Annotated in this window: 18 protein-coding genes; 4 read left to right on the top strand and 14 right to left on the bottom strand. The window is 68.0% G+C overall.

The annotated features are described in order from the left end of the window. Nucleotide 1: 1 nt before the first annotated feature. On the bottom strand, nucleotides 2-826 hold the full coding sequence (locus tag ABL840_RS07655) for a universal stress protein (protein ID WP_093196505.1): 825 nt from the start codon (nucleotides 824-826) through the stop codon (nucleotides 2-4). 190 nt (nucleotides 827-1,016) lie between these two features. On the opposite strand from ABL840_RS07655, the gene ABL840_RS07650 reads away from it, so the two are divergent. After that, on the top strand, nucleotides 1,017-1,232 hold the full coding sequence (locus ABL840_RS07650; protein WP_176947385.1) for a YgaP family membrane protein: 216 nt from the start codon (nucleotides 1,017-1,019) through the stop codon (nucleotides 1,230-1,232). A 163-nt stretch (nucleotides 1,233-1,395) separates the two neighbouring features. Here the strand turns inward: ABL840_RS07650 and ABL840_RS07645 are convergent, their stop codons facing one another. From ABL840_RS07645 to ABL840_RS07595, 11 genes are all read right to left on the bottom strand, one after another. Then, the gene (locus tag ABL840_RS07645) at nucleotides 1,396-2,097 is read right to left on the bottom strand and encodes a sulfite exporter TauE/SafE family protein (protein ID WP_093196507.1); all 702 of its coding nucleotides are present in this window, start codon (nucleotides 2,095-2,097) and stop codon (nucleotides 1,396-1,398) included. 2 nt (nucleotides 2,098-2,099) lie between these two features. Then, entirely contained in the window at nucleotides 2,100-3,524 is a 1,425-nt protein-coding gene (gene hemN / locus ABL840_RS07640; protein ID WP_093196509.1) for an oxygen-independent coproporphyrinogen III oxidase, read from the bottom strand. Beyond that, nucleotides 3,521-3,787, bottom strand: a complete 267-nt coding sequence (locus ABL840_RS07635; RefSeq protein ID WP_093196533.1) for a hypothetical protein — start codon at nucleotides 3,785-3,787, stop codon at nucleotides 3,521-3,523. Before ABL840_RS07635 ends, hemN begins: the two co-directional genes overlap by 4 nt. Beyond that, nucleotides 3,784-4,080 (bottom strand): FixH family protein, encoded by a 297-nt coding sequence (locus tag ABL840_RS07630; RefSeq protein ID WP_093196535.1) that lies wholly within the window; start codon nucleotides 4,078-4,080, stop codon nucleotides 3,784-3,786. Before ABL840_RS07630 ends, ABL840_RS07635 begins: the two co-directional genes overlap by 4 nt. 30 nt (nucleotides 4,081-4,110) lie before the next feature. Beyond that, a complete protein-coding gene (gene ccoG / locus ABL840_RS07625) occupies nucleotides 4,111-5,538 on the bottom strand; it encodes a cytochrome c oxidase accessory protein CcoG (RefSeq protein ID WP_093196537.1) in 1,428 nt (475 codons plus the stop codon). 15 nt (nucleotides 5,539-5,553) lie between these two features. Continuing rightward, nucleotides 5,554-6,474: a cytochrome-c oxidase, cbb3-type subunit III gene (ccoP, locus tag ABL840_RS07620; protein ID WP_093196539.1), complete on the bottom strand. Its 921-nt coding sequence runs from the start codon at nucleotides 6,472-6,474 to the stop codon at nucleotides 5,554-5,556. A gap of 13 nt (nucleotides 6,475-6,487) precedes the next feature. Continuing rightward, nucleotides 6,488-6,628, bottom strand: coding sequence for a cbb3-type cytochrome oxidase subunit 3 (locus ABL840_RS07615; RefSeq protein ID WP_240652107.1), 141 nt, complete (start codon nucleotides 6,626-6,628; stop codon nucleotides 6,488-6,490). 24 nt (nucleotides 6,629-6,652) lie between these two features. Then, nucleotides 6,653-7,294 (bottom strand): cytochrome-c oxidase, cbb3-type subunit II, encoded by a 642-nt coding sequence (ccoO, locus tag ABL840_RS07610; protein WP_093196541.1) that lies wholly within the window; start codon nucleotides 7,292-7,294, stop codon nucleotides 6,653-6,655. A 9-nt stretch (nucleotides 7,295-7,303) separates the two neighbouring features. Beyond that, nucleotides 7,304-8,743 (bottom strand): cytochrome-c oxidase, cbb3-type subunit I, encoded by a 1,440-nt coding sequence (gene ccoN / locus ABL840_RS07605; RefSeq protein ID WP_093196543.1) that lies wholly within the window; start codon nucleotides 8,741-8,743, stop codon nucleotides 7,304-7,306. Nucleotides 8,744-8,808: 65 nt separating this feature from the next. Then, nucleotides 8,809-8,946 (bottom strand): cbb3-type cytochrome oxidase assembly protein CcoS, encoded by a 138-nt coding sequence (gene ccoS, locus ABL840_RS07600; protein WP_093196545.1) that lies wholly within the window; start codon nucleotides 8,944-8,946, stop codon nucleotides 8,809-8,811. Next, nucleotides 8,946-11,267 (bottom strand): heavy metal translocating P-type ATPase, encoded by a 2,322-nt coding sequence (locus ABL840_RS07595; RefSeq protein WP_093196547.1) that lies wholly within the window; start codon nucleotides 11,265-11,267, stop codon nucleotides 8,946-8,948. The genes ccoS and ABL840_RS07595 overlap by 1 nt, the downstream gene beginning before the upstream one ends. 102 nt (nucleotides 11,268-11,369) lie before the next feature. On the opposite strand from ABL840_RS07595, the gene ABL840_RS07590 reads away from it, so the two are divergent. The 3 genes from ABL840_RS07590 (at nucleotide 11,370) to groL (ending at nucleotide 14,051) form a co-directional block, all read left to right on the top strand. Beyond that, a complete protein-coding gene (locus ABL840_RS07590; protein WP_093196549.1) occupies nucleotides 11,370-11,813 on the top strand; it encodes a universal stress protein in 444 nt (147 codons plus the stop codon). A 263-nt stretch (nucleotides 11,814-12,076) separates the two neighbouring features. After that, entirely contained in the window at nucleotides 12,077-12,367 is a 291-nt protein-coding gene (locus ABL840_RS07585) for a co-chaperone GroES (protein ID WP_007835162.1), read from the top strand. Nucleotides 12,368-12,398: 31 nt separating this feature from the next. Then, a complete protein-coding gene (gene groL / locus ABL840_RS07580) occupies nucleotides 12,399-14,051 on the top strand; it encodes a chaperonin GroEL (protein WP_093196550.1) in 1,653 nt (550 codons plus the stop codon). A gap of 161 nt (nucleotides 14,052-14,212) precedes the next feature. On the opposite strand, the gene xylB is transcribed toward groL, so the two are convergent. Together xylB and ABL840_RS07570 are read right to left on the bottom strand one after the other, a co-directional pair. Next, nucleotides 14,213-15,679, bottom strand: a complete 1,467-nt coding sequence (xylB, locus tag ABL840_RS07575) for a xylulokinase (RefSeq protein ID WP_093196551.1) — start codon at nucleotides 15,677-15,679, stop codon at nucleotides 14,213-14,215. A 28-nt stretch (nucleotides 15,680-15,707) separates the two neighbouring features. Further along, entirely contained in the window at nucleotides 15,708-16,664 is a 957-nt protein-coding gene (locus ABL840_RS07570) for an AraC family transcriptional regulator (RefSeq protein WP_093196552.1), read from the bottom strand. Nucleotides 16,665-16,673: the final 9 nt, after the last annotated feature.

Below are 16,673 nucleotides of genomic sequence, written 5' to 3'. Positions count from 1 at the left end.
CTCAATGCGATATCAGCACGGGCAGCGTCATCCACTGGAGCATGGACAGCGTGGCTCCGCCCAGCACCCATTCGCGCGCCCGGCTGTGGCCGTAGCAGCCCATCACCAGCATGTCGGCCGACACGTCGGAGGCGAAGGACAGCAGCCTGTTGCCGACATCGTCTTCCTTGTCGCCGCCGGGATGCAGGGAGAGGTCGTGAACACCCTGCATCCGGAGATAGTCCTGCAGGCGCCCGAGCGATGCCTGCGCGCCCTCGCCGTAGGCCACGGCATGCACGCGGGCCGCCTTGCGCAGCCATGGCAACGCGGCCGTCACCGCGCGCGCGGACTCGCGGGTTTCCTTCCAGGCGACAAGCACGGTGCGGCCGATGGGACCGACCGGGCCCGCATAGGGCAGCACCAGCGCCGGCCGGCCGCTGTCCACCAGCACGCTGGGCAGGAAGTCGCCGGGCAGCTCTCCGTCCATCGGGTCGTTGCGGTCGCGCTGGCCGAGGACCAGCAGGTCGGCATAGAGGGCACGCCGCGCGAATGCCCAGGGGCCGTCGCTCTCAGGTTCGGCCCAGTGCAGGCGCGGCGAGCCCGCGCCGTGCGTCATGAATGCGGCATGCATCCTGTCGCGCGCCTCCTTGTCGATCTCCTGCATGATCGCGACCGCCTCGGCCGCCGCCTCGATGGCGTACGGGTAGCGCATGAGCGCGGACAGGGTGCACGGCTGCGCGGTCACCTCGGCGTCGAAGGCCTCGGCGAGCTGCCGGGCCAGCCTGATGCGCTCCGCCGTGCGGGCCGAGCCGTCGAGGTGAAGCAGGATGGATTTCGGGGTCTGCATGAAGGCTCTCCTTGGACGCGCGGAATGCGATGGGAGCGACCTTAGGCCCGCGCGTCCCGCGCGGGCTTGCGCTGCATCAACCGCCGCATGCCGCGAGGCGATGGCGCGGATGCCGGTGCTTGATCCATCTCAACATCACCCGATGCCCGCGCGCGCAAGATGTTCTCCACACCGCCCAAGGAGAAAGTCCATGCCCTTCCTGTCGAACAATGTCGGACTCCTCGACCGCGCGCTGCGCATCGGTGCGGGCGTGCTGCTGATCGCGCTGGCGGCCAAGGGAATCATCGGGTTCTGGGGCTACTTCGGCGTGGTGGCGCTGCTGACGGGCGTGGTCGGCAATTGCCCGGTCTACTCCCTCTTCGGCTTCAGCACCGGGCCGCGCGACGGGCGCCGAGGGCGGGAATGAACCCGCACCGACGTACCAAGGGAACCCGGATGTCCATCTACCTCGTGCTTCTCGCCGCCGTCTGCGCCGCGCTGGGCGCGGCCTTCCTGTGGTTCGTGCTGCAGCTGTTCATCCGGTGGATCACGCTGGACTGACGTCGGCAGGAATCACCCGCAAGGCTCCTTCAGCGGCACCAGGCGTCGATCTGCCGGACGAGATCCGACCACAGGGCATGCACCGCCACGCCGGCCAGCAGCATGCCGGCCACCCGGGTACCCCAGCCCTGGCGCATGCCGTTGCCGGCCAGGCGCAGGCGCTGCCAGAGCCATGGCCCGGCGAGCAGCGAGATGCCGCTGCCGGTCGCGAACAACGCCATCAGCGCAGCGCCCTGCAGCGGCCCGTTGCCCAGCCCCGCCAGCATCAGCGCCGAATAGAGCAGCCCGCACGGCAGCGCCACCCACAGAAGTCCGGTCGCAAGCACGCCCAGCCAGGTGCCGCCCGCGTGCGGGCGAAGGCGCGATTCGAGCGAACGGCCGATGCGCTGCGCCCACAGCGGCTGCCGTCCGGTGGCGGCCAGCATCGCACCCCAGGCGAACACGAAGACATGCAGCAGCACCCAGAGCGGCCGCAGCGCGGCGACCCGGGTGCTGGCCAGCGCCAGGCTGTCGACGCTCGCCGCGGCGATGGCGCCTGCGATCGCGTAGCTCGCGATGCGCCCCAGATGGAACGCCCCGGGCGCCGCGAATGCCGTCGCCCCGCCCTGCCCCGCCGGCGCGAGCGGCACGATCCGGATCACCGCCGACGAAGCCGCGCCGCACATCGCGACGCAGTGCGGTCCTCCTGCGAGGCCCATGAGAAGCGCGGCACCGGCAAGCGCGAGTTGCATGCTCAGACCACTCGGGAAAAGCGCGAGCGGTTCGCGCGGCAGTACCGGTCGAACACCATGGCGACCGCGCGCACGAGGAACCAGCCCTGCGGCGTGACGACGAGGTCGTGGTCGCTCAGCCGCACCAGGCCATTGGCGACCAGCGGCCCGAGCGCCGCGAACTCGACCGCGAAGTAGCGCCGGAAGTCGATGGCGAACGACTCGCCCATGGTGTCGAAGTCGATCCGGCCGCGGCACATCAGCGCCATGATCACCTCGCGCCGCAGCAGGTCGTCGCGCGAGAGCGCGAGGCCCCGCACCACCGGCAGGCGGCCCTGGTCCAGAAGATCGCGGTACTCGTCGAGGCTCTTGGCATTCTGGCTGTAGGTGGCGCCGACTCGGCCGATGCCCGAGACGCCCAGGGCGATCAGGTCGCCGTCGGGCCGGGTGCCGTAACCCTGGAAGTCGCGATGCAGCCGGCCTTCCTTCCTGGCGACGGCCAGGGGATCGTCGGGCAGCGCGAAGTGATCCATGCCGATGTAGACATAGCCTGCCTCGGTGAGCCGCGCGATCGCGCTTGCGAGCATGCGCACCCGTGCGGCGGCGTCCGGCAGCTCCGCGACGGAAATGCGCCGCTGCGGCTTGAAGCGCTCGGGCAGGTGCGCATAGGCGTAGAGCGCGATGCGATCGGGCCTCAGCTCGCGGATCTGCGCCAGCGTGCGCGCGAACGAAGCGTCGTCCTGGCGCGGCAGGCCGTAGATCAGGTCGACGTTGATCGACTCGAAGCCCAGCTCGCGCGCGGCGGCCATCAGTGCGAAGACCTGGTGCGCCGGCTGGATGCGATGCACGGCCTGCTGGACCGCCGGATCGAAGTCCTGCACGCCGAAGCTCAGGCGGTTGAAGCCCAGCGCGGCGAGGTTCGAGAGCCGGCTCGCGTCCACCGTGCGCGGATCGATCTCGATGGAGCGCTCGCCGCCGGGCACGAAGGCGAAGGACCGGTGCAGCAGCGCCATGAGTTCGCCGAGCTCCGAATCGTCCAGGAATGTGGGCGAGCCTCCGCCCAGATGCAGATGGCCGACGGTGGCGCCCCGGCCCAGCTGCGCGGCCTGGAGTTCCGCCTCGCGCGCCAGGTCGGCCAGGTACTGGCGGCCGCGCTCATGGTGCCGGGTGACGATCTTGTTGCACGCGCAGTAGTAGCACAGCGACTCGCAGAACGGAATATGGACGTACAGCGACAGCGGCGGCGCCAGCGTGCCCGCCTCGCGCCGTCGGCGCAGCGCCTGCGCGTATTCGTCGGCCCCGAAGGCCTCGACGAACCGGTCCGCCGTGGGGTAAGAGGTGTAGCGCGGTCCGGGAACGTCGAACTGCCGCAGCAGGTCGACGGGCAGCGCAACCGGTCCGGCATCGGCGGTGGCGGCGGGAACAGGAGCGAAAGCGGCGGAAGTCATTGCAGGGGCGTCCCAAGGGAAGCTTCGGAGCCTTCAGGCGCAAGAGGGCCTGCGAGCAGCGCGGTGCATGCGCTCGACGCCGCCGCCATCAGCCAGAAGACGAAGAAGGCACCGGTGTAGATGCCCTGGCGCGACATGCGCAGCGCGTCGGCGCCGCAGAACGTGTTGATGGGATCGACGAGCGCGAACACCAGCACCTCCATGCCGCAGGCCACCAGGAAGGAAGGCCACAACACGGCCGCGAACTGGCGAAAACCGTTCATGGCGCCGCCTTCCGGGCCGGCAGCGGCACGTCGTCCGCCGGCGTGGTCGCGTGGTTGCGGCCGGCCAGCGCGGGCAGAAGCTTCTTCGCGGCCAGCGTCCTGTTGATCTCGACGCCCTCGCGGTAGTAGTCCTCGGACACCAGCGCGTCCGGGCTGCGCCATGCGAGCCAGAAGGTCACGAAGCTCGCGACCATCACGGCCAGCGGGCCGCCGATCACCATCCACAACAGCGGATAGCGCCACCAGGGCCGGGCTGCCGGCCCTTGCGTGCTGTCCTTTGCCTGTGCGTTCATCGTGGTTGCTGCTGCATTCATGTCGACCTCTCAGCGCGGCACAAGGAAGGCCGCCTTTTCGGAAACCTGCGCTCCACCGCCCTCTTCGCGGATGCTGAAGTGCACCGCGTGAGAGCCGGCAGGAACCGCGCCATACGGCACCTGGAGCCGCACGGCGACCCACCGCGACTGGGCCGCATCGACGGTCACCGGCTCGTCCGGCGACACGCTCAGCCCCTCCAGGCCCGTGGCCGCGATGCGGTAGCGCTGCGGCTGCTCGGTGGCGTTCATGATCTGCAGGCGGTAGACGTTCTCCAGCCGCCCGCCCTCGGCGATGCGCGCCAGCGAGGCGCGGTCGCGCACCACGTCGACCTTGAACGGCGTGCGCACGACGAGGCTCGCCAGCAGCCCGGCCACCAGCACCACCAGGATCGCCGCGTAGACCAGCACGCGCGGCCGCAGCACGCGCCGCAACAGTTGCCTGCGCGACCAGCCGGCTTCCATGCCGTTCTGCGTGTCGTAGCGGATCAGCCGGCGCGGATAGGCCATCTTCTGCATCACGGTGTCGCACGCATCCACGCAGAGGCCGCAGCCGATGCATTCGTATTGAAGACCCTTGCGGATGTCGATGCCGGTCGGGCACACCTGCACGCACAGGCCGCAGTCGATGCAGTCGCCCAGCGCCAGCGTGCGCGGATCCGGGCCCTTGCGGCGCGGAGCGCGAGGCTCCCCGCGCTTCGGGTCGTAGCTGACGATCAGCGTGTCGCGGTCGAACATCGCGCTCTGGAAGCGCGCGTAGGGGCACATGTACTTGCAGACCTGCTCGCGCATGAAGCCCGCGTTGCCGTACGTCGCGAAGCCGTAGAAGAAGACCCAGAAGACTTCCCACGAGCCCATCTGCGTCTGCAGGAAGGCCATGCCCAGCTCGCGGATGGGCGTGAAGTAGCCCACGAAGGTGAAGCCGGTCCACATCGCGATGCCGATCCAGACGATGTGCTTGAACCACTTCTTCACCAGCTTCTCGAGCGACATCGGCTCGGCGTCCAGCCGCATGCGCGCGACGCGGTTGCCCTCGATCCGGTGCTCCACCCACATGAAGATTTCGGTGTAGACGGTCTGCGGGCAGGCATAGCCGCACCACAGCCGTCCCGCCACCGCGGTGAACAGGAAGAGCGACAGCGCGCTGATGACCAGCAGGCCCGAGAGATAGATCAGGTCCTGCGGATAGAGCACCAGCCCGAAGATGTAGAAGCGCCGCGCCGCGAGGTCGAACAGCACCATCTGGCGTCCGCCCCACTCCATCCACGGCATGCCGTAGAACACCAGCTGCGTGAGAAAGACCATGGCCCATCGCCAGCGCGCGAACATGCCGCGCACGGTGCGGGGGTAGATCTTCTTCGTGGCCTCGTAGAGGCCGACCTCCTCGCCGCCGCCCGCGTTCACGCTCGTGCTTGCAATGGGAATGATCTTCCGGGTCATGGCTGGCCGCCGGCTTCAGGGCGTGGACGCGACCGCGCTGTTGTTGGAGAGCCCCCAGACATACGACGCGACCATGCGGATCTGCGCTTCTGTGAGGCGGCCTTCCTGCGCGGGCATCTCGTTGTGCTTGCCCGAGTTGATCATCTGGATGATGGCGGCCTCGCCGTAGCCGTGGAGCCAGATCCTGTCGCTGAGGTTTGGCGCACCGAGCGCCTGGTTGCCGACGCCGCCGATGCCGTGGCAGGCGGCGCAGGCCGTGAACTTCGACTTCCCGAGGCCGGCGCGCACCGAGTCGTGCGGCTCGCCGGACAGGCTCAGAACGTAGTTGGCGACGTTCTTCACGTCGTCGGGCGAGCCGACGGCGGCCGCCATGGGCGGCATCATGCCCACGCGCCCCTTGGTGATCGTCTCGATGATCTTCTCGGGCGTGCCGCCGTGCAGCCAGTCCTTGTCGGTCAGGTTGGGAAAGCCCTTGCTGCCGCGCGCATCGGAGCCGTGGCACTGGGCGCAGTTGCCCATGAAGAGGCGCTCGCCGATGGCCCGGGCCTGCGGGTCCCTGGCGACCTCCTCGACCGGCATGGCGGCGTACTTCGCGTAGACCGGCGCGAGCTCCTGCGTGGCCCGGGCGACTTCCGCCTCGTACTCGCCGCGCGAAGTCCAGTCGGACTGCCCGCGAAAGCTCCCCAGGCCCGGAAAGACCGCGAGGTAGCCCAGCCCGAAGACGATGGTCAGCACGAACAGGCCGACCCACCACATGGGCAGCGGATTGTTGGCCTCGCGCAGGTCTTCGTCCCACACGTGGCCGGTGGTGTTGTCGGCGCTGGCCGCGACGCGCTTGCGGGCCGTGAGCCACAGCAGGATCACGCAGCCGAGGATGCTCAGCAGCGAGACCACCGCCACGTAGTCCGACCAGAAACGGTTGATGAAATCGCTCATCGTGCTTCTCCCTTCAGTCCTGCTCGAAGGGCAGCCGGGCCGCTTCCTGGAAGCGCGACGCGTTGCGGCGCGAGTACGCCCAGATCACGATGCCGATGAAGAGCGCGAAGCAGACGACTGTGGCGGCGATGCGCAGTGTTGTGAGGTCGATCATGGTTTGGTTCCTTTGCCGCCTTGCTTACTTGAGGGCCAGGCCCAGCGACTGCAGGTAGGCGACCGTGGCTTCCATCTCCGTCTTGCCCCGGACTTCTTCCGTGGCTGCGGCGATCTGCTCGTCGGTGTATGGCACGCCGACTCGGCGCAGCGCGCGCATGTGGGCCGGCAGCGCCTCGGCGTCGACCGGGGTCTTCTCCAGCCAGGTGTAGGCCGGCATGTTCGACTCGGGCACGACGTCGCGCGGGTTGTTCAGGTGGATGCGGTGCCACTCGTCGCTGTACTTGCCGCCCACGCGGTGCAGGTCGGGACCGGTGCGCTTGCTGCCCCACTGGAACGGGTGGTCGTAGACGAACTCGCCCGCCACCGAGTAGTGGCCGTAGCGCAGCGTCTCCGAGCGGAAGGGGCGGATCATCTGCGAGTGGCAGTTGTAGCAACCCTCGCGCAGGTAGACATCGCGCCCGGCGAGCTGCAGCGGCGTGAGCGGCTTGACGCCCTGCACCGCCTCGGTGGTCGACTTCTGGAAGAACAGCGGCACGATCTCGACGAGGCCGCCCACGGCCACCACGACGAGGATCAGCACGATCATCAGCAGGTTGTTTGTCTCGATCTTCTCGTGCGTGAAGCCGCCGGAACTGGAGCTCGAGCTGGAGGTGTTCTGGTTCATCGTGCGTCCTCAGGCATGGGCCATGGCGGGGGGCGGAATCTCGGCGCGCACCGCGCGGCCGGAGATGACGGTCATCCAGACGTTCCAGGCCATCAGCAGCATTCCGCTGAGATAGAGCAGGCCGCCGATCACGCGCACCAGGTAGAACGGGAAGGTGGCCTTCACGCTCTCCACGAAGGTATAGGTGAGCGTGCCGTCGGGATTGATGGAGCGCCACATCAGGCCCTGCATCACGCCGGCGATCCACATCGCCGCGATGTACAGCACGATGCCGATGGTGGCGATCCAGAAATGCGCCTCGATGGCCCTCGTGCTGTACATGGCGGTACGGCCGTACATGCGCGGGATCAGGTAGTAGAGCGAGCCCATGGTGATGAAGCCCACCCAGCCGAGCGCGCCGGAGTGCACGTGGCCGACGGTCCAGTCGGTGTAGTGGCTCAGGGCGTTGACGGTCTTGATGGACATCATCGGCCCCTCGAAGGTCGACATGCCGTAGAACGACAGCGCCACGATCAGGAAGCGCAGGATCGGGTCGGTGCGCAGCTTGTGCCACGCGCCCGAGAGCGTCATCACGCCGTTGATCATGCCGCCCCAGCTCGGGGCCAGCAGGATCAGCGAGAACACCATGCCCAGCGACTGCGTCCAGTCGGGCAGCGCCGTGTAGTGCAGGTGGTGCGGGCCCGCCCACATGTAGGTGAAGATCAGCGCCCAGAAGTGAACGATGGACAGCCGGTACGAATACACCGGCCGGCCCGCCTGCTTGGGGATGTAGTAGTACATCATCCCGAGGAAACCCGCCGTGAGGAAGAAGCCGACGGCGTTGTGGCCGTACCACCACTGCACCATCGCGTCCTGCACGCCGGCGTAGGCCGAGTAGCTCTTCATCCAGCCCGCCGGGATCTCGGCGCTGTTGACGATGTGCAGCAGGGCCACCGCGATGATGAAGGAGCCGAAGAACCAGTTCGCCACGTAGATGTGGCGCACCTTGCGCATGCCGATGGTGCCGAAGAACACGACGGCGTAGGCCACCCAGACCACCGCGATCAGCAGGTCGATGGGCCACTCCAGCTCGGCGTATTCCTTGCCGCTGGTGTAGCCCATGGGCAGGCTGATGGCGGCAGCCACGATCACCGCCTGCCAGCCCCAGAAGACGAAGGACGCGAGCCTCGGCGCGAAAAGGCGCACCTGGCAGGTACGCTGGACCACGTGGAAGCTCGTCGCCATCAGCGCGCATCCGCCGAACGCGAAGATCACCGCGTTGGTGTGCAGCGGCCGCAGCCTTCCGTAGCTGAGCCATGGGATGCCGAGGTTGAGCTCGGGCCACGTCAGCTGGGAAGCGATGACCACGCCGACCAGCATGCCGACCACGCCCCAGACCACGGACATGAGCGCGAATTGCCGCACGACGGCGTCGTCGTATTCCGCGGCGGGTGGGTTCGGTGGTTGCATCGTGGTGCCCTTGATTGAGTTGCGGGCAGTTTCCGTGGGCACCCTGCCCTGTGGGTTGATGCAGATCAATCGCCGTGCAGGATGCGCTCGCCCTCGGCGTCGACGTCGTCGAACTGGCCACGCTCGATGGCCCACCACAGACCGCCGAGGATCGCGAGGACCAGCGCCACGGACAGCGGAACGAGAAGGAAGAGGATGTCCATCAGTGCGCCTCCCCCGTACCGGATGCGAGCCGCGTCGCATTGAGGACCACCACGAGTGAACTCGCGGCCATGCCGAGGCCGGCAAGCCATGCCGGCAGCCAGCCGGCGATCGCGAGCGGCACGCACAGCGCGTTGTAGCCCGCCGCCCACAGGAGGTTCTGGCGCACCACGCGCAGCGTCCTGCGCGCCTGCGCGATGGCCTGCGGGATGGTTGCGAGCCTGTCGCCCAGCACGACGAAGTCGGCATGTGCGCGCGACAGCGGCACGCTGCGGCCGAAGGCGAACGAGGCGTTCGCGCGCGCCAGCGAAGGGCCGTCGTTGAGGCCGTCGCCCACCATCGCGATCTGGCGCCCCTCGGCCTGCAGCCGCCACAGCACGTCGAGCTTGTCCTCGGGCGTGCAGCCGCCCTGCGAGAAGTCGATGCCGCAACGCGCACCGATCTCCCGCGCGGCCGACTCCCTGTCGCCCGACAGCAGGCGCACCGTGAGGCCCTGCTCGCGCAGCAACGCCACGGCAGCCGCGGCATCGGCGCGCAATTCCTCGACCAGCACGAAGCTGGCGAGCCACCCCTGCTCGTCCGCGAGATGGACCTGCGCGGCATCGACATCCAGCGGCGCCACGCCGCAAAAAGCCGGCGAGCCGAGGCGCACGCGGCGGCTCGTTTCGACAGCCGCGCGCACGCGCAGCATCCGGCCTTCGATGCCCTGGCCCGCCGTCTCGGCGACCTTGTCCGCTGTCCAGCCGGGCGCAGAACGGAATTGCGCGTTCCACGCGTTCACCAGCGCCTGCGCGACAGGATGCAGCGACTGCGCGCCGAGCGCGGCAGCCATCTCCAGCGCATCGCCGGGCCGCATGCCCTGGCGGCAGTAGATGCGCTCCAGCCGCGGCATGTCGCCGGTCAGGGTTCCCGTCTTGTCGAACACGACGGTGTCGACCGACGCGAGCGCCTCCAGCGCCTGCAGGTTGGAAGTCATCACTCCGCCGCGCGCCAGCGCACCGGCACTGGCGAGCATGGCGGCCGGCGTCGCGAGCGAGAGCGCGCATGGGCAGGTCACGATGAGCACCGCCACGGCGACCATCAGCGCCTTGCCCGGATCCGTCGGCCACCAGAACGCCGCCGCCATTGCCGCCGATGCGAGCACCGCGACGAGGAAGGGACGCGCCACCCGGTCGGCAAGCAGCGCGAGCCGAGGCTTGCGCGAGGCGGCGCTCTCCATCAGGCGGACGATCTGCGCAAAGCGCGTGCCCTCGCCCACCGACTCGATCCGCACCCGGACCGGCGCCGAGAGGTTGTGGCTGCCGGCCAGCACGCGGTCGCCGCGAGGACGCGGCACGGGCCGGGACTCGCCGGTCAGCAGCGCCTCGTCGGCGCTGGTGTCGCCCTCGATCACTACGCCGTCCGCGGGAAAGGCTTCTCCGGGGCGCACGCGCACCACGTCTCCCGCCACCAGCCGCCGCACGGCCACCCGGCTCCAGCTGCCGTCGGGAGCGAGGCGGTCGATGCTGTCGGGCAGCCGGTTCATCAAGGCGTCGAGGGCGCCGGCGGTGCGCTCGCGCAGGCGCGCCTCGAGCCAGCGGCCCGTGAGCAGGAAGAAGACGAACATGGTCAGCGAGTCGAAGTAGACCTCGTGGCCGAGCGGTCCCGTGGCATCGAAGGTGGCGGCAGTGCTGACCGCGAAAGTCGCGAGCACGCCGAAGGCCACCGGAAGATCCATTCCGACCCGGCCCATGCGCAGGTCGCGCCAGGCGCTGCGGAAGAAGGGGCCGCAGGAGAAGAGCACGACGGGCAGGGTCAGCACCCACGAAGCCCAGCGCAGCAGCTGCGCCGAATCGGCGTTCATGTCGCCGGGCCGTGCGACGTAGGCCGGATAGGCGTACATCATCACCTGCATCATGCAGAAGCCCGAGACCAGCCAGCGCCACAGCGCCAGCCGCGATTCGCGCCGGCGCAGTTCCCTGGCGGAACGGTCGCCGCCCGGCAGCAGCGGATGGCCGGCCTTCGCGCAGGCCTCGAACCACCGCGAAGGACGGGTCTGCGCAGGCGACCAGACAACGCGGGCGCGCCGACTCGCCGCGTTGACCTGCGCATCGATCACACCCGGCACCTGGCGCAGCGCGGCCTCGACGGTGAACGCGCAGGCCGCGCAGTGCATGCCCTCGACCACGACCTGCGACTCCCAGCGGCCGCCGTCGGCGGCATCCAGCTCGCGGCCGAACGCGGGCCATTCGGCCGGGTCATCCAGCACCTGCCAGGCCGGGTCGCCGGCTGGGGCAGGAAGTACGGGGATCGCGGCGCGGTCGGGGGCGAGCGTGGCATTCATCGGCCGAGCCTAAGAGGCGCACCACGCGAGGCGCTTGATCTGAATCAAGCCGCATGGCGCGGTGCCTGCCTAAGCTCGGCCGCACACAACGTGGAGCCCCTCATGTTCAAACGCATCCTCGTCGCCACCGACGGCACGGCCCTTTCCAAGAAGGCCGTCGACAGCGCCATCGCGCTGGCGGTGCAGAACGACTCGGACCTGGTCGCATTGACCGTCGTTCCCCGTTACCCCAAGAGCTATTTCGAAGGTTTGATGAGCTTCTCCGCCGAGGACATCGGCCGCATCGAGAAGCAGTGGGCGGACAAGGCGCAGGCGATGCTCGACAAGATTCGGGACCGCGCGCGGGAACGCGGCGTGCGGATCAGGACGGCTCAGGCCAGCTCCGACCTGGTCGCCGAATCGATCGTCGCCGCGGCGAAGAAGCACAGGAGCGACCTGATCGTGATGGCCTCCCATGGACGCAAGGGTCTCAAGCGCCTCCTGCTGGGAAGCGAGACGCAGCAGGTTCTCGTTCGATCATCGCTGCCGGTTCTGGTATTGCGGTAGGGCTGGCTGAAGGGAGCAGGCCTGCGCAGCGCCGGCGGCTTTCCTCTGGCTCCAATTTTACCCGGGCAAATTAAAGCCAAGATTGGACGGCCCAATGGCGCCCGCAACCACCCCGCATCCTTGAAACGTCATCGATTGCCCTTATGATTAGCACTCGCTGCTGATGAGTGCTAACAGCCCTCGCTTCCAGCCGATGGGCTGCCGGGCTCCGGTCCGGCACCCGACCACAAACCCGTTTCTTATCCATACATCCAGGAGATGCAATGAAACTTCGTCCTTTGGCCGATCGCGTGATCGTCAAGCGTGTTGACAGCGAAACCAAGACCGCATCGGGCATCGTGATCCCCGACGCAGCCGCCGAGAAGCCCGATCAGGGTGAAGTCCTGGCCGTGGGCCCGGGCAAGCGCAACGACAAGGGCGAACTGGCCGCACTGACCGTGAAGGTCGGCGACCGCGTCCTGTTCGGCAAGTACAGCGGCCAGACCGTCAAGGTCGGCGGCGACGAGCTGCTCGTCATGAAGGAAGACGACCTGTTCGCAGTCGTCGAGAAGTAATTCAACAGATCCCCATTCGGAGTAATAGAACATGGCAGCAAAAGACGTAGTCTTCGGCGGCGAAGCCCGCGCACGCATGGTCGAGGGTGTGAACATCCTGGCCAACGCAGTCAAGGTGACCCTGGGCCCCAAGGGCCGCAACGTGGTGCTCGAGCGCTCGTTCGGCGCCCCCACCGTCACGAAGGACGGCGTGTCGGTCGCCAAGGAAATCGAACTGAAGGACAAGCTGCAGAACATGGGCGCCCAGCTCGTGAAGGAAGTGGCCTCCAAGACCAGCGACAACGCTGGTGACGGCACCACCACCGCGACCGTGCTGGCACAAGCCATCGTTCGCGAAGGCTTCAAGTACGTGGCCGCCGGCATCAACCCGATGGACCTGAAGCGCGGCATCGACAAGGCCGTGTCGGCCCTGGTCGAAGAGCTGAAGAAGGCTTCGAAGCCCACCACCACGTCGAAGGAAATCGCTCAAGTCGGCTCGATCTCGGCCAACAGCGACGAAACCATCGGCAAGCTCATCGCCGACGCGATGGACAAGGTCGGCAAGGAAGGCGTGATCACTGTCGAAGACGGCAAGTCGCTCGAAAGCGAACTGGACGTCGTCGAAGGCATGCAATTCGACCGCGGCTACCTGTCGCCCTACTTCATCAACAACCCCGAGAAGCAATCGGCGCTGCTCGACAACCCCTTCGTGCTGCTGTTCGACAAGAAGATCAGCAACATCCGTGACCTGCTCCCCACGCTGGAACAAGTCGCCAAGGCTGGCCGTCCCCTGCTGATCATTGCCGAAGAAGTCGAAGGCGAAGCCCTGGCTACGCTGGTCGTGAACACGATCCGCGGCATCCTGAAGGTCGTGGCCGTCAAGGCTCCTGGCTTCGGCGACCGCCGCAAGGCCATGCTGGAAGACATCGCCATCCTGACGGGCGGCAAGGTCATCGCTGAAGAAGTGGGCCTGACGCTCGAGAAGGTGACGCTGGCCGACCTGGGTCAAGCCAAGCGCATCGAAGTGGGCAAGGAAAACACCATCATCATCGACGGCGCCGGCGCTGCTGCCGACATCGAAGCCCGCGTGAAGCAAGTGCGCGTGCAGATCGAGGAAGCCACCAGCGACTACGACCGTGAAAAGCTGCAAGAGCGCGTGGCCAAGCTGGCCGGCGGTGTTGCCGTGATCAAGGTTGGCGCTGCCACCGAAGTCGAAATGAAGGAAAAGAAGGCTCGCGTCGAAGACGCCCTGCACGCCACCCGCGCTGCAGTGGAAGAAGGCGTGGTTGCCGGCGGCGGCGTGGCTCTGCTGCGCGCCAAGCAAGCCGTGGGCGACAAGGTCAAGGGCGACAACGCCGACCAGGACGCCGGCATCAAGCTGGTGCTGAAGGCCATCGAAGCTCCCCTGCGCGAAATCGTGAACAACGCCGGCGGCGAAGCCTCGGTGGTGGTGAACGCGGTTCTGGCCGGCAAGGGCAACTACGGCTTCAATGCCGCCAACGACACGTACGGCGACATGCTCGAGCTGGGCATCCTGGACCCGACGAAGGTCACCCGCACCGCACTGCAGAACGCCGCCTCGGTGTCCTCGCTGCTGCTGACGACCGAAGCCATGGTGGCTGACGCTCCGAAGGACGACGCTCCTGCCGGCGGCGGCATGCCCGACATGGGTGGCATGGGCGGCATGGGCGGCATGGGCATGTAATTGGCTCGCCCCCAGGCTGCGCGGACACTTCGTGTCCGCTACGCCTACCCCCTACCGGGGGCGACACCTGCGGACCGGCCAAGCCGGATCCGCGGTGTCCCGCGAAATGAAAAAAGCCCGTCTCCGACGGGCTTTTTTCATGGTCGTGGCAATCGTGCCGTTTACTGAAACTGGTCTCGCAGTGACTTGTACAGCGCCTGGAAGCGCGCGTGCCTTGTCCTGCGGACATCGGCACCCTCGGTCGACGGCATCAACTGCTGCTTCACCGGCGGCAGCGTGCACACCTTTGCGACCTCGCCGCCATCGGCCAGCCATGCCAGCCGCGCCGCCCCCAGCGCCCCGCCCGTCTCGCTGCCCGCGTAGAGAGTGAGCGTCACGCCGAAGATGTCGGCCAGCAGCTGCCCCCACCACACGCTGCGCGCACCGCCGCCTACAAGCGCCATCTCGCGTAGCGGCATGTCGGCAGGCAGCCGCAGGGTGTCGAAGCCGTCGCGCAGGCCGAAGCTCACGCCCTCGACCACGGCGTAGGCGATCTCCGCCGGGCCATGCGCGTGCGTGAGGCCGAAAAGCACGCCCTGCGCGTTCGGGTTGTTGTGCGGCGATCGCTCGCCCGAGAGGTACGGCAGGAACAGCGGGCAGCGTTCTCGCTGCGCCGGAGAAACGCTCGCCGCCGCTTCGAGCAGCGCTGCCTCGTCGGCGAACTTGAATGTCTTCGCGGCCCAGCTCACCGCGCTCGCGGCCGAGAGCATCACCGACATCTGGTGCCAGCGCTTCGGCAGCGCATGGCAGAAGGCGTGCATCGCCTGCGCGGGGTTCGGCAGGAAGCGGTCGGTCGACACGAACACCACGCCCGAAGTGCCGAGCGACACGAAGCCCTGCCCCGGCTCGACCAGCCCCATGCCGACCGCACTCGCTGCGTTGTCGCCGGCGCCGCCCGCGATCTTCACGTCGTCGCGCAGGCCCCAGCGCACCGCAAGTTCGGGCTTGAGCCGCGCCGAAACCTCGCTGCCCTCGACCAGCCGCGGCATGTGCGCGCGCGTGAGCCCCGTGGCCGCGAGCAGCTCGTCGGACCAGTCGCGAGCCCCCACGTCGAGCCACAGCGTGCCCGCCGCATCCGACATCTCGCTGACGGCCTCGCCGCTGAGCATGAAGCGCAGCCAGTCCTTCGGCAGCAGCACGCGCGCGACGCGGCTGAAGACTTCGGGCTCGTGATCGCGCACCCACAGCAGCTTGGGCGCGGTGAAGCCGGGCATCGCGAGGTTGCCGGCGATCTCGCCCAGCCTGGGTACGGCACGCGCGAGCGCTTCGCACTGCGGCCCGCTGCGGCCGTCGTTCCACAGGATCGCGGGGCGCAGCACCTCGCCCGCTTCGTCGAGCAGCGTGGCGCCGTGCATCTGGCCCGAAAGGCCGATGGCGCGCACCGCCGCGAGCTCTTCGGGATGCGACTTGCCGAGCGCACGCATCACCTCCTCTAGCGCCTGCCACCACTGCTGCGGCGCCTGCTCCGACCACAACGGCTGCGGCCTATCGACGGTGAGCGGTGCACGGGCCACGCCCACGATGCGGTGATCGTCGGCGAGCAAGAGCGCCTTGAGCTCGGACGTGCCGAGGTCGAGTCCCAGATACAAGATGAACCCCCTGGTTTTGTGTCGGTGCTTAGGAAGGAATGCCGCTGCCGAATCGCGTGTCGGCCTGCTTTCGGAATTCGCTGGGCGTCATGCCCTTGATCTCTAGAAAGCGGCGGTTGAAGTTCGCCACGTTGTTGAAGCCCACCTGGTAGCAGATGTCGGTCACGTAGTGGTCGGTCTGCATCAGCAGGTGGCAGGCGCTGTTGATGCGCACGCGGTTGACGAAATCGGTGAAGCTGTTGCCGGTGGAGCGCCTGAAGAAGCGGCTGAAGCGGCTCTCGCTCATGCCCAGCTCGGCCGCAACGTCCGACATCGAGATCGGGTCGGCCATGTTGTTGGTGATGCGGTTGACGATGCCGTTGATCTGGTCAACCTGCGCGTCGCCGTCCGCGCCTTGCGCGCCCTGCATCTGCACGCTCGACAGCAGCCGGTAGTCGGTGCATTGCGCGAGGTCGGCCATGAAGTCGAGGAACAGGCCCAGGCGGCGCACGCCGCGCGCGGCCTTGATGCTGTCCCAGTGCGCCTGCGCCTGCTGCGACATGCCGAAGAACTCGATGCCGTGGCGCGCACGCTCCAGCAGCTGCATCACCTCGCGCAGCTCGGGAATCTGCGCCGCCGCGTGCTCGATGGGCTCGTGGCGGAACTGGATCACCCTGTCGCGCCCCGCCGCGCCGCCTTCGGGCACGTCGAGCGAGATCCAGTTGTGCGGCAGCCGTGGCCCGCACAGCACCAGGTGCCCGGGCTGGAACGGCCCGATCCAGTCGCCGATGAAGGCCTTGCCCGAGGTCTCGGTGATCAGGTGCAGCTCGTAGTCCTCATGGAAGTGCCAGCGCACCAGCGGGCTCGGAAAGCCGTGCGCAAGACATCGCACCAGGCCGGTCTCTTCGGGGGTCTCGTAGCCCAGCGAGGGAGAGCGCGTGAAGTCGCGTTCCAGCTCGGGCTGGCGCTGGCGGGGAATCGAACGCTTGCGGGTGGACGTCGTCATGATGACAGC

It is taken from the genome of Variovorax sp. NFACC27 (genome assembly GCF_048301545.1).
Lineage (GTDB): Bacteria > Pseudomonadota > Gammaproteobacteria > Burkholderiales > Burkholderiaceae_C > Variovorax > Variovorax gossypii.
The sequence above is the reverse complement of the archived record's forward strand: the minus strand, read 5'-3'. Positions and strand labels throughout refer to the sequence as shown.